At 60.9% G+C, this 12830-nt stretch carries 14 protein-coding genes and 1 pseudogene; 6 read left to right on the forward strand and 9 right to left on the reverse strand.

All coding sequences use genetic code 11. From position 1 onward, the window contains the following. Positions 1–301 precede the first annotated feature (301 nt). From ASE60_RS11445 to ASE60_RS11480, 8 genes are all read right to left on the reverse strand, one after another. Positions 302–748, reverse strand: a complete 447-nt coding sequence (locus tag ASE60_RS11445; protein ID WP_057250320.1) for a type II toxin-antitoxin system VapC family toxin — start codon at positions 746–748, stop codon at positions 302–304. Next, entirely contained in the window at positions 745–1047 is a 303-nt protein-coding gene (locus ASE60_RS11450) for a hypothetical protein (protein ID WP_057250321.1), read from the reverse strand. The genes ASE60_RS11445 and ASE60_RS11450 overlap by 4 nt, the downstream gene beginning before the upstream one ends. A gap of 100 nt (positions 1048–1147) precedes the next feature. Further along, positions 1148–1930: an ABC transporter permease gene (locus ASE60_RS11455; RefSeq protein ID WP_057250323.1), complete on the reverse strand. Its 783-nt coding sequence runs from the start codon at positions 1928–1930 to the stop codon at positions 1148–1150. Between the two features lie 2 nt (positions 1931–1932). After that, on the reverse strand, positions 1933–3111 hold the full coding sequence (locus ASE60_RS11460; protein ID WP_057250325.1) for an ABC transporter permease: 1179 nt from the start codon (positions 3109–3111) through the stop codon (positions 1933–1935). Then, positions 3108–4175 (reverse strand): ABC transporter ATP-binding protein, encoded by a 1068-nt coding sequence (locus ASE60_RS11465; RefSeq protein ID WP_200964171.1) that lies wholly within the window; start codon positions 4173–4175, stop codon positions 3108–3110. Before ASE60_RS11465 ends, ASE60_RS11460 begins: the two co-directional genes overlap by 4 nt. A gap of 101 nt (positions 4176–4276) precedes the next feature. Beyond that, positions 4277–5329 (reverse strand): ABC transporter substrate-binding protein, encoded by a 1053-nt coding sequence (locus tag ASE60_RS11470; RefSeq protein ID WP_082615817.1) that lies wholly within the window; start codon positions 5327–5329, stop codon positions 4277–4279. Between the two features lie 198 nt (positions 5330–5527). After that, a complete protein-coding gene (locus tag ASE60_RS11475) occupies positions 5528–6268 on the reverse strand; it encodes an SDR family oxidoreductase (protein ID WP_057250330.1) in 741 nt (246 codons plus the stop codon). A gap of 76 nt (positions 6269–6344) precedes the next feature. Further along, the gene (locus ASE60_RS11480; RefSeq protein ID WP_057250331.1) at positions 6345–7025 is read right to left on the reverse strand and encodes a GntR family transcriptional regulator; all 681 of its coding nucleotides are present in this window, start codon (positions 7023–7025) and stop codon (positions 6345–6347) included. A gap of 184 nt (positions 7026–7209) precedes the next feature. On the opposite strand from ASE60_RS11480, the gene ASE60_RS11485 reads away from it, so the two are divergent. The 6 genes and pseudogenes from ASE60_RS11485 to ASE60_RS34530 all read left to right on the forward strand — a co-directional run bounded on the left by ASE60_RS11485 (position 7210) and on the right by ASE60_RS34530 (position 12082). Continuing rightward, positions 7210–8259: a phosphotransferase enzyme family protein gene (locus tag ASE60_RS11485; protein ID WP_057250333.1), complete on the forward strand. Its 1050-nt coding sequence runs from the start codon at positions 7210–7212 to the stop codon at positions 8257–8259. Positions 8260–8261: 2 nt separating this feature from the next. Then, a complete protein-coding gene (locus tag ASE60_RS11490; RefSeq protein WP_057250335.1) occupies positions 8262–9578 on the forward strand; it encodes an aspartate aminotransferase family protein in 1317 nt (438 codons plus the stop codon). 112 nt (positions 9579–9690) lie between these two features. Further along, a pseudogene (locus ASE60_RS11495) lies at positions 9691–9930 on the forward strand (LacI family transcriptional regulator); the annotation flags it as partial. Between the two features lie 128 nt (positions 9931–10058). Continuing rightward, positions 10059–10625: a TetR/AcrR family transcriptional regulator gene (locus ASE60_RS11500; protein WP_057250337.1), complete on the forward strand. Its 567-nt coding sequence runs from the start codon at positions 10059–10061 to the stop codon at positions 10623–10625. Between the two features lie 50 nt (positions 10626–10675). Then, positions 10676–11644 (forward strand): quinone oxidoreductase, encoded by a 969-nt coding sequence (locus tag ASE60_RS11505; RefSeq protein WP_057250339.1) that lies wholly within the window; start codon positions 10676–10678, stop codon positions 11642–11644. A gap of 75 nt (positions 11645–11719) precedes the next feature. Then, complete coding sequence (locus ASE60_RS34530) at positions 11720–12082, forward strand: hypothetical protein (RefSeq protein ID WP_156414629.1); 363 nt, start codon at positions 11720–11722, stop codon at positions 12080–12082. Between the two features lie 598 nt (positions 12083–12680). Here ASE60_RS34530 and ASE60_RS33690 read toward each other — a convergent pair. Next, positions 12681–12830: 4Fe-4S dicluster domain-containing protein (locus ASE60_RS33690; protein WP_156414630.1), on the reverse strand; the 150-nt coding region annotated here is incomplete at its 5' end.

A 12830-nucleotide genomic window follows, 5' to 3' on the forward strand; every position in this document is an offset into this window, starting at 1 on the left:
CGCAATCAATCCCATCCGCAATCTCCCAGGTCAGCAAAACCCGGGGAGAGTGACATTCCAACTTTGCAGGATCAGGACACTTTAACTTTGCGGCTACAGGCAAAAATCGCGTAATCTATATTATGGAACTGACTTCGAACGCCGCATGATTGCTGAACTACCATTTCCGCTTGCGAACGATTGAAAAATCCCTTCCGTCATCTCACCTGGATGACGGGCGCGCATTTCATCACCAAGCAAACGGCGCGTCCGCGGGCTGTCCTGCGACGAGCGCATTCTGTCGGACCAGGCGCAGTCGCCGTCATTTCTCTTCCCCTCCGGCTCCAAGTCGCAAAGGGTTGACGATCTGGAGCCCCTTGAAGTCCTTTTCGTTGTCCGTGACCACCACACAATCATTGGCCCCCGCGACGGCAGCGATGATCATGTCAAGCGCGCTGCGCGGACGACCTGTGGCTTTGCCTTCGGCCATCAATCGCGCCCAGATCAGGGCTGCCTTGTCGTCGAACGGAAGGATACGATTAGCGAACAATTCCTGCGGGCCTTCCGGCCCAGAGAACCAGGCATCAAGCACGTCCCGCTTCTTGCCGCGGGGCTTTTCCAGAATGCCGCGTCGAATTTCGGCAATTGTCAGCGAGGCGACGAACAGATCTTCGTCGCGCTGCTCAGCCCACCAAGCGAGCAGCAGTTCCGAAGGTTGCGGCTTGACGATATAGCTGATGATGTTCGTGTCGAGGAGATAACGTGTCACAGATCGACCTTGCGGCCTTCCTCGCGCGGACGAGACAGGTCGAGATCAGCGCCGACAAGTGGCGAGCGTCGGAGCGCCGACAGGATACCACCGACTTTCGGCGGTTCACCTGCAACGAGGGCCTTCACTGCCTGCCTCGCCTGGTCCGCTTCAGGTCCCTCCTCGGCCAGTTGCCGTGCAAGGGATCGGATCAGCTCGCGGTCGGATTCCAGCGCCATGACCTCGAAGCGCTTGTAGCCGCGCTGCGTCAAGCGCGCGCGGTAATTCTGGATCGCTCTCTTCTGTGCGGAATTGCTCACGGCCAGCCTCGGTGTTATATCAGGATATATATCCGATATCGGCCTTGCAAGCAAGGGATGTCAGCGATGGTGCAGGCCATTCACTACGGCCTTGAACGATTTAGCGCCGCTCCGCCATGATCGACCGCGACACAACGACAACGAGGCCGATCAAGACCGTTCCTGCGATGAAGAGAAATGCCGCTGCCGCGATTGCAGGGCTGATATTTTCACGGATGCTGGAAAACATCTGCCGTGCCAACGTCCGCTGGTTCGGGCCTGCGACGAAGAGCGTGAGGACGACTTCGTCCAACGACGTCGCAAAGGCGAGCACAGCGCCAGAGAGTACGCCCGGCATGGCGAGTGGCAGGGTGATACGGCGGAACACCGTGGCCGGCGAAGCTCCGAGGCTCTGGGCCGCAAGCTCGACGCGTTCGTCGATGCCGGCCAGCGCACCGGTGACGCTCACCACCACAAAGGGCACCGCCACGACTGTGTGGGCAATGATCACGCCGATGTAACTGTTGGTGAGGCCAAAGCCCGCCAGCAGCACTTGCATGCCGACACCCAGCACGACGGCCGGCACCACCATGGGCAGCAGGAAGAGTGTGCGCATCGAGCCGCGAAAGAAAAGGAGGCGGTTGCGCAGGCCCAGCGACGCGGCCGTGCCAAGAGCGGTTGCGAGCAACGTCGTGCCCGTGCCGATGATCAGGCTGTTGAAGATTGCCCGTCGCCAGGCGTCCGCGAAGAAGAGTTCCTCGAACCAGCGCAGGGACCACGACGGGATTGGATAGGTGAGGATCACGCTCGAGGTGAAGGCGAGCGGCAGGATGGCAATGAGTGGCGCGACGAGGAAGATGATCGTCAGCATGGCGAAGGTGGCTTTGGCAACTTTCATCGGCATGGTCAGCGCCCCCCAACTTCGTCGCTGGAGAGCCGCGCGTAGACGCTGTAGAGCAGTAGTGTCGCGACGAGCAGTACGACCCCGAGTGCACCTGCCATGCCCCAGTTCGCCGACCCCGTGGCGTAAAAGGCGATGATCGAGGAGATCATCTGGTCGCTCGGTCCGCCGATCAGCGCCGGCGTGATGTAGTAGCCGATCGCCGAGATGAACACGAGCAGAGCGCCGGATGCCACACCCCTGAGACTGAGCGGCAGCAGCACACGCAGGAAGGCGCGCAGCGGGTGCGCGCCGAGCGAGGCGGCGGCCGGCATCAGGTTCTTCGGGATGGTGATGAGAACGGAATAGATCGGCAGGACCATGAACGGCAATAGCACATGGGTCATGGCGATGATGACACCGGTCCGGTTGAAGATCAGTGCCAGCGGCGCATCGATGAGGCCGATGGCGCGCAAGAGATCGTTGATGAGACCCTGCTCCTGCAACAGGATGAACCAGGCCGCGGTGCGCACCAGAAGCGACGTCCACAGCGGCAACAGTACGGCGCCAAGCATCAGATCCCGCTTCCAGCCGTCGAGCGAGGCGGCAATGATGGCATAGGGAAAGCCGATACAAACGCAGGCGAAGGTGACAAGCGCGGCGATCCAGAAGGTGCGCATGAGGATCACGCCGTTGACGGATTGGTCGGGCGGCAGATGCTCGATATCACCAGCCGCATTGCGGCCCAGATCGACGGCGGCGAGCAGGTTGCGGTCGGTATAGGGCGAGAGTGCATCTGCGATTGCCAGCCAGAATTCCGGCTTTTCCCAGCGTTTGTCGATGGAAACGAGGTCGACGGGCGGGTTGGCCGTTTCCTTCAATGCACTCGTCGTCTTCCCCATCAGCGTCCGAAAACCCGAGCGGGCGCTGTTGAGGCGCCGCACCATGTCGCCTAGCGCCTGATCGTCGTTGACGGCTTTCAGGTCTTTCATCAGTGCCGTCTGCATGGGAATGGTGGGTGGGGAGTTGCGGTCCCAATCGGCCAGAACCTCGGCGCTGCGTGGCAACAGCCGCAGCACGGCCGGGTCCGACACGGACTGCGACATCATGCTGAAGAGCGGCCAGACGAAGAAGCCGATGAGGAAGAAAAGCAGCGGCGCTAGAAGAAGCAGCGATCGTCGAGTGCGGGAGGAGGCTGCACTCATGGCGCAATGACCCGGCAATCGCCGGCCGAAAACGCCGCGAAGACTTTGGTGCCCGGCGGAAACTCGCGCGACCTTCTGCCGAGCTTGGCGATCAATGGGTGAGTGGCGTTGTGCAATTGCACGCGCAAATGATCGCCCTGATAAACGGAATCCGTAACTTCCGTTTCCAAGACGTTTCGCCCCTCACTCCGCGTCTCGCTGAGATCAACCCGTTCCGGACGGATGGAGAGAAAGACGGATTGGCCGGAAGCGATGCTGCCGGAAACCGCCGACACGATTTGCGCCCCGGAAGGAAGACGCACGGTTGCTTCCGCGCCTTGCACGGTTTCCACGACACCTTCGACGAGATTGGTCTCGCCGATGAATTCGGCGACGAAGCGCGTCGCCGGTTCGTCGTAGACCTGGCGGGGTGTACCGATTTGTTCGATCTTGCCCTTGTTGAAGACGGCGACGCGATCCGACATCGTAAGCGCTTCGGACTGGTCATGCGTAACGAAAACGATCGTTAGGCCGAGGCGGCGGTGCAGATCGCGAATGTCGAGCTGCATCTGCTCGCGCAGTTGCTTGTCAAGCGCGCCGAGTGGCTCGTCCATCAGCACGACACGCGGTTCGAAGACGAGCGCCCGGGCAAGAGCCACGCGCTGCTGCTGGCCACCGGAGAGCTGCGAAGGGCGCCGGTCGGAAAGGGTCGAAAGCTGCACCATGTCGAGTGCACGCTTGACGCGCTCATCGATCCCCGCCTTGCCAATGCCCCGCATCTGGAGCGGAAAAGCGATGTTGTCGCCGACTGACATATGCGGGAAGAGCGCGTAGCTCTGGAAGACTACACCCATGTCCCGCTTGTAGGTGGGCACCGCATTGATGGAAGTTCCGTCGAGCAGGATTTCGCCCGCGGTCGGCTGCTCGAAGCCAGCAAGCATCATCAGAAGCGTCGTCTTGCCCGAGCCGGACGGGCCGAGCAGGCTGACGAACTCACCCTTCCCGATGCCGAGATCGAGATTTTCGACCACGCAGAGCGGGCCGTAGAATTTCGTGATGCGGTCAAATCGAATGAATTCGGCCACGGAAGACTCCATCGCTAAAGGCGAAGGCTGCGTCCTTAAGAAACGCACCCGGCCATGCAGGAAAGGGCGCCCCGCCGGAGCGCCCCTCACCACGGATGTTCTTACTGGGCGAGCCAGGCGTTGAAACGCTGCGTCAGCGTTTCGGCATTGTCGATCCAGAAGTCGACATTGAGCGGGATGGCATCCGTCATGTTGGCAGAATCGGTTGGCAGGTCCTTGGAGAAATCCGCCGGCACTTTGGACGCAGCCTCCTTGTTCGGCAGACCGTATGCCACGAATTCCGGCAGCTTCGCCTGGTTTTCCGGCAGGCTCGCAAAAGCGATGAAGTCCTGCGCAGCATCCTTGTTCTCCGCATCCTTCAACACCACCCAGCTATCGACGGCATAAATGCTGCCGGGGAAGACAACCTTGAAGTTCTTGCCTTCCGACCGATTGATGCCGGTGATGCGGCCGTTATAGGCCGAAGTCATGGCGACTTCACCCGATGCGAGAAACTGCAACGGCTGTGCGCCGGATTCCCACCAGACGATGTTAGGCTTCAATTCGTCGAGCTTCTTGAAGGCGCGGGCGACCCCCTCCTCCGTGCCGAGAACGTCATAGATCTCATCCTTGGAGACACCATCGGCGAGCAGCGCGAATTCCAGCGTGTATTTTGGGCCCTTGCGCAGCGAGCGCTTACCGGGGAACTTTTCGACGTTCCAGAAGTCCGCCCAGGAAGTCGGGCCTTCCTTCAGCTTATCGCCGTCATAGGCGATGGCCGTGGACCAGACAATGGCGCCGACACCGCAGTCATTGACGGCGGAATCTAGGAATTTGTCCTTCCCGCCCATCTTGTCCCAGTCGATCTTTTCATAGAGGCCGTCAGCACAGCCGAGCGCCAGTTCTTCGGCCTCCACCTGCACGGCATCCCAGTTCGGTGCGCCGGCCTTCACCTTCGACTGGATGACGCCGATGCCGCCGTCCCAGGCTTCGTCGAGTACCGGCTTGCCGATCTTTTCGGAGAACGGTTTGAAGTAGATGTTGCGCTGGGCATCCTGATAGTTTCCGCCCCATGAAACGACTGTGAGATCTCGCGCGAAAACCGGCGCAACAAGACCCGCCGACAGAACGACGGCCGCCGCCGCCAGGACACCCGACTTAAAGATTGTCTTCATGGCATTCCCCTTTTCTTCGTTTGTGAAAGAGCCTCTGCGGCTCCGATGACGATCCCATGCAGACCGTTGACCCCGTCCTGTTTGCGGCGGTGGCTGCGGCCTCACCGGCCTTCGCGCCCTTTCTCCCCTGGGCGTTTCGACCGATGGATGCGTTCTGGTCATTGCCGGTCAACGGGGTTCTCCCGGTTTTGACCGTTGTCAGACGTGCTGCCCTCCGTTGATGTGGATTTCCGCGCCGTTGATGTAGGACGACGGCTCGGTGCAGAGGAAATAGATAGTCTCCGCGACTTCGCGCGGTTCGCCCAGCCTTCGCATCGGCACTTCCGCCGCCACCAGTTCATCCGTTCCGGGCGACAGGATCGACGTTTCGATCTCGCCCGGCGCGATGGCATTCGCCCTTACGCCGCGTTGGCCGAATTCGTGCGCCATTTCGCGGGTCAGTGAGGCAAGCGCCGCCTTGGACGCCGCATAGGCAACGCCTGCGAAAGGGTGAACGCGAGAGCCGGCGATGGACGTAACATTGACGATCGAGCCCTTCGCCGCTTCCAGTTCCGGCATGAGCGCGCGGGCGATCAAAGCGGTCGAGACAAGATTGACGTTGAGCACCTGCGTCCAGACATCGGCATCCGTATCCAGCACACCGAGGCGGCTCTTGCCCGGCCCCTTCGGAGAAATGCCGGCATTGTTGACGAGCGCGTGCAGCTGACCGTTCGGCAGGCGCTCGCGCACGGTCGCTGCCAGGCGGTCAATCTGCGTGAGATCCGCAAGGTCCGCCTGGATATGGCTCTCGCGGGCGGACGGCCAGGCGCATTCCTCGGAAAAGGACTGGCGGGATACGGTGAGAATGCGCCAGCCCTTCGATTGGAAGAGCTTGACCGTCGCATGCCCGATCCCGCGGCTCGCTCCCGTAAGCAACATGTAGCGGCATTCTTCGGTCATGCGAGCGCTCCCTCTTGATGCTTGATACATCGTAATGAGCCGACCATGAATTGCAAGCCTCCTCTTCCAGGCGGTGTCAGGCCGGGCGCGCCTCCCGCTCACTGCCCCGTTCGATGCGCTCGAGGATCGGCTTGCCACCGAGCAGGATGTCGTCGACGATCGCCATCGAGGCGGCGGCGGAATCGTGCCGTTTCAGGGCTTCGACAACCGGGTAGTGATGGTCGATCATCGCACGTCCGCCCTCTATATAAGCATCGGAAATGTGCGGTCCCATCTGCAGCCAGAGCCGCCGCAGGATGCCGTTCAGCACCGGCAGCCCGGCGATCTGCGGCAGCAGGAAGTGGAAGGCCTGGTTGAGTTGCGTGCCCTTCAGCCGGTCGCCAGCCTCGATTGCTTGTTCGTTTTCGCGCAAGATCCGTTCCAACGCTTCGATATCCGCGCTCGTCGCCACTTGGGCGGCAGTCTCCGCCGCCAGCCCCTCCAGGCGCACCCGTATTGCACGGATCTCGCGGTAGCGGTTTTCGCTCAAACCCGGGATGCGGATGTCACGCGGAGAGCGGAAGATGATCGCCTCGTCATTGGCAAGCCGAAGGATTGCGTCGCGGATCGGCGTGACGCTCGTGCCGAATTGCTCTGCCAGATCCCGGATCTTCAGCCGATCGCCAGGTTGGAACCGTCCCTGGATCAGGGCATCGCACAACGCACCATAAACGACGCTGTTGAGGTTCTCATGATCCAGTGACGTGAATTGAGGCATGGAATTGGTCCGCAAATTGGAATAACAAGATACTTGATGCATCTTTTTTGCTGTGTTTCAAGTATGACATGTCGCGGCCACAATTCGCCAAACGGCACGGCGCGGCAATGTAGTCGTCGCCGTGGCCAGCAGACGGGCAGAGACAATTGAAGGAAATGCGGGCGACCGCGCCAACGGAGCAAGCATGACGGAGCCATTGCCCACCGCCAAGAACGCCGATTCCATGTCGGCGACATGGAGCGCGACATCGCTTTCTGATGCGGAGGCGGCGGTGAAGCAGGTCTATGGCGCGAGCGGCACGATCAGGCGGCTTTCAAGCGAAAGGGACGAGACCTTTCTTTTCACCCGCTCGGACGGAACGGACTTCATCCTTAAGATTGCCAATCCCGCCGAAGACCCGGCCTCGCTTGAATTCCAGGACGGTGCGCTACTGCATCTGGAGGCTGCGGCCCCCAACGTACCGGTGCCAAGGCTCATGCTCACGAAAACCGGAGCGCCGAGCCACACGCTTTCCACCTCCGATGGCCCGCGCGTCATGCGTCTGCTGACCTTCCTCGGCGGCGAACTGCAATACCGCACCTCGGCCTCAGAGATGCAGAGCCGCAACGTCGGCCGGGCGCTCGCGGAACTTGGACTAGGCCTCGAGGACTACGATGGCCGGCCGCCCGCCGGGAAGTTGATGTGGGACATTTCCCATACGCTCGATCTGGTCGCCTTAGTCGACCATGTCGGCATCGAGCGCCGAGCGCAGGTGGAAGCCATACTCGCCGAGTTCGAGCGGTCGCTGCCGGCGATCGCCGCGATCACGCGCCGGCAGATCATCCATAACGATTTCAACCCGCACAACATCCTGCTCGATCCGGCAGAGCCGACGAAGGTCGTTGGCATCATCGACTTCGGCGACATGGTGCATGCGCCGCTGATCAATGACCTTGCCGTCGCCCTCTCCTATCAACTTGCGACCGACAACTGGGCCGCCCGCACCGGTGCCTTCCTCGAAGGCTTCCTGTCGGCGCGGGCGCTGGAGCCGGCCGAAATCGAGCTGCTACCGCTTCTCGCCCGTTCCCGCCTCGCCATGTCCATCATCATCGCGGAGTGGCGTTCCGCGCGTTTTCCTGAGAACCAGACCTATATCATGCGTAACCACGCTACCGCATGCCGCGGCCTGCAGAACATAGTCGATCTCACTCCGGCCGGGCTGAAACGGCTCGCGCCCAACCTTTCCGAGGCTTGATCATGTCGATGGTGAATGCTTTTTCGCGTGCAGATTTCGAGCGGCTCGGCGAGAGCGAACGGGCGCTTATCGCCCGCCGAGAAAAAGTGCTCGGTCCCGCCTACCGCCTGTTTTACGAAAAGCCACTGCATCTTGTGCGCGGCGAAGGCGTTTTTCTCTACGACGCGGCCGGCGAGCGCTATCTCGACGCCTACAACAACGTCGCCTCGCTCGGCCATTGCCATCCGCGCGTGGTGGAGGCGATCACGAAGCAGACGGCCGTGCTCAACACCCACACACGCTACCTGCACGAAGGCATCGTCGACTATGCCGAGACGCTGACGGCCACCTTTCCCGAGGCGCTCAGCCAAGCCATGTTCACCTGCACTGGCAGCGAGGCGAACGATCTCGCCGTGCGCATTGCCCGCTTCGTCACTGGAGGCACCGGCATCATCGCGACGGACCTCGCCTATCACGGCCTGACGAACGCAGTTGCCGAATTCTCGCCGTCGCTCGGCGAATCCGTGACGCTCGGCCCGCATGTGCGCACCGTGCCGGCGCCGGACAGCTACCGTCACTCGCCCGAAGAGATGGTGGAAAAATTCGGCCGCGACGTGCGCGACGCAATCGCCGATCTCAAGCGTCACGGTATCAAGCCGGCCATGCTGATCACCGATACCATCTTTTCCAGCGACGGCATCTTCGAGGGCCCGAAAGGTTTTCTCAAGCCGGCGGTGGACGCGATCCACGACGCTGGCGGCCTCTTCGTCGCCGACGAAGTGCAGCCCGGCTTCGGCCGCACGGGCGAAACCATGTGGGGTTTCGAACGCCACGGCGTTGCCCCAGACATGGTGACGACCGGCAAGCCAATGGGCAACGGCTATCCGATGGCGGGCATAGTGCTGCGCCCCGAGGTGATTGCCGAGTTCGGCCCAAAAGCGCGTTATTTCAATACGTTCGGCGGCAATCCGGTCGCCGCCGCGGCCGGCAAGGCGGTGCTCGACACGATCCGCATTGAAGGCCTGCAGCGGAATGCGCTGGAGGTCGGTTGTTACCTGATGGACGGCCTCAAGAGCCTTTCCGATCGCTATCACGCCATCGGGGACGTGCGCGGTTCCGGTCTCTTCATCGGCGTCGAGATCATCGCTGACCCAGCCGCCAAGAGCCCCGATGCCGCGCTGACGACCCGGATCGTCAATGGTCTGCGAGAGCGCCGCATCCTCATCAGCGCCTCCGGCCCCAATGCCAATGTTCTAAAAATCCGGCCACCCCTCGTCTTTTCCCGCGAGAATTCGGACATGCTTTTGGATGCATTTGGCGACGTGTTGAAGTCGCTCTGAACAAGAGGCATCGCGCCAAAGTCGACGTGCTCTTTTGCGTGCGATCTTTCGGGAATTGCGGTTGTCTGAACCATCCCAGACGCCGACCCAAGGCTATCGCCCGGCGATCAACCGGGGGCTTGTCGAAGCCGGGATAATACCGGGGCGAGACATGGCGATCATCGGACGCCAAAGCCCGCATTCGCAATTCCTGTCGCCCCGCCTGACATCCTTCAGCCTATCGCTACGCGACCTCGGGATTGCACTTGCTGAATCGCTCCCGGCGACGATGCCTGCCTTTGCAGACATCTACCCGACGAGAGCAGCGCGAATCCTCTGGCCCATGGCTCTCGTCCCCGGCGAAGGCGACTGAGCAACATTCGATCCTGATGTTTGAGGATTATCCCAAAGGGAGCATCGCTTCACTGAGCTCCCATGTTGGTTCGACGGCTCGCGATGTTCTTTCTTGACAGATCGTTCCAGAATACCTAAATCACGCACATGGCAAGGACAAAGGAATTCGATAGGACACAGGCGCTGGATGACGCCATCCAGGTGTTTCGCGAACATGGCTTCGAGGGCACGTCCACCGAAATGCTCGTACGGGCAATGAAGATTGGCCGGCAGAGTCTCTATGATACGTTCGGCGACAAATGGAAGCTCTATTGCCTTGCCGTGGAGCGCTACGCCGCCGCGGAAACGGACGCCCACATCGCCATGCTGCATGGCGCGCCGCGTGCCCGGGACGGAATCCGGGAGATGATGGAGCGAGTGGCCGAGAATGCCTCCCAGCCGTGTCTTGGCGTGAGCTCAATCTGCGAGTTCGGTCAGAGCCGGCCTGATCTTACAGCAATTCATCAGGTCGCTGACCGACGACTGAAGCATGCTGCCAAGCAACGCATCAGCGAGGCTCAAGCGGACGGGGATTTGAATGCGACGCTCTCCACGGGTGAAGCTGCCAATTTCCTCTTCGCGAACATCGCCGGTATGCGCATCGCAGCGCGCGGCGGCGCGGACTCTGCAGCGCTCAAGACCCTCGCCCACCTCGCGCTTCAGGCGCTGACGTAAGGCAAAATTTTTTGCTCATTTCTGGAATGCTTAGTCAAGAAAGGAAGATCATGAAAGCCGTAGTTATGAATGGAATCGGTGGCACCGACGTGATGGAATTTGTCGACCTTCCCGACCCGGTCGCCACACCGGGCCATGTGGTGGTCGAAGTCGCCGCTGCAGGCGTGAACTTCATGGATATCGGAGTACGGCAGGGTATGGCGTGGACAGACAGGCCGAACCCGAAAATCCTCGGCGTCGAAGGTGCGGGACGCATCGTTGCGCTTGGCGACGGGGTCGATGATTTCGCCATCGAAGACCGGGTCGCCTGGGTCTACGCGCCTGGAAGCTACGCTTCGCACGTCCTGATTTCAGCGGACGCGCTCGTACGACTTCCCGGCACGATTGATGACCAGACGGCGGCCTCCGTCATGATGCAAGGACTGACCGCGAGCCACTTCGCCACCGATTTCTACTCGGTCCAGCCTGGAGACACCGCGCTCGTCCACGCCGCGGCCGGTGGTGTCGGCCTGCTCCTGACACAGATCATCCGGCTGAGGGGGGGAATGGTGATTGGACGCGTTTCGTCCACCGACAAGGTTGAAATCGCAAAGGCAGTTGGCGCGAGCCACGTTATCGTCGACATGGAGGGAACCTTCGCCAATGAGGTTTTGCATCTCACAGGCGGACAAGGTGTAAGCGTCGTTTATGACGGTTCAGGCCCCAAGACGTTTCAGGGATCGATCGCCGCGCTTCGTCGCTCCGGCACGTTCTGCTGGTACGGACCGGTGCTTGGCGGTCCGGGGCCGCTCGACATCATGAGCCTGCCGGAGAGCATCAAGATCGGTTACGCGACATTTTTCGATCACATCAGTACTCCGGACCTTCTTCGCGCCCGTAGCAGACAACTGTTCCGGTGGATTGAGGATGGGTCTCTCAAGCTGCACGTCGGCGGAACCTACCCGCTTTCTGATGCCGCCCGTGCGCATGCCGACATGGAAAGCCGGGGGACCACCGGCAAGCTGTTGCTGGCTCCCTAGGGAAAGACGTCGGAAGCATTGCCAAGACGGTTCCTTCTCGAAGGTGCGAGAAAAGCGCCCGCATTGGGATTTCCATTGAACACAGCGGAAGCGACCCGAACCAATTTCGCCGTCGGAGTTCATGACGATGCCTTATGCGATCCTTTAAGCCCAGAAGGTGATTGGTTCTGCTTTGAGCATCGGCCGGAGATCTGGCCGCCATCAAAGCAAGCTAACCCTGGAAAAGCGCCGGCTGATCGAGCGTGCCGTGGTCATCATTCGGCAGATGCGCGCCCAAGTCGGAATCCCTCCGAGCCGCATTCAGCCGATCCTGTAATCGATCCGCAGACCACCGAGGTGGGCATCGAAAGGCGAAGCGATGACTACGTAAAAGCCGCGCTCCTCGACGCGGCCGATATGATCCGGATCCTTCGGATTATCGTGGATGGGAAGGAATGAGACGGCAGGACGATTCAACCTGGACTTTGGTCTGAAACAGAGTGACAAAGGTCCTAGTTGCATTGCCGAATCTACGTTCCGCCGCCATTGGTACTGAAGCGTCAACCGGCATTGGCCCAACCACCGTTTGCGCTAGTGATCCCAGAGCGCTCCCCCAGCCCCAAGCGAAGAAGCGCTCTGGGATCCATCCCTCTCCTACCCCGAAATCTTGCTCGCGCTTTTGCGCCCAGCGGCCCGCGACGGTTCTGCCTAGCCTGCCCATCGCTAAGGAGGACCTGACATGACCCAAAAGCCAACGGCGCCGGATGAAGGCCAGCGAGATTCCCGCCTTCGTTGATGAGGTAGTTGAGGCCGGCGGCGACATCGGCGAGGTGGGGCACGATATGTATGCGATCGGCGATGTCGACGATCAGAATCAAGCCATCGAGGAGCTCAAAATGACAGGCGACCGATCGGTCGCGGGGGCCTCGGCAAGGGTCGGCGTCAACAGGGCGTCGCTATCCAATTCTTGTCGAAATCACAAGTCGGTCCGCCCTCGCGCATGCATCCCCCTCGTATCCTTTATCCGTAAAGGTCCATGCGGCCCGCCTGCCGAACCTCACATGTTCGGATAGACCGGGCCTTCGCCGCCCTGTGGCGGCACCCAGTCGATGTTCTGGTTCGGGTCCTTGATGTCGCAGGTCTTGCAGTGCACGCAGTTCTGCGCGTTGATGACGAAGACAGGCTTGCCGTCCTTCTCCACCCATTC

It is taken from the genome of Ensifer sp. Root278 (assembly GCF_001429285.1).
In the GTDB taxonomy this organism is placed as follows: Bacteria; Pseudomonadota; Alphaproteobacteria; order Rhizobiales; family Rhizobiaceae; genus Ensifer.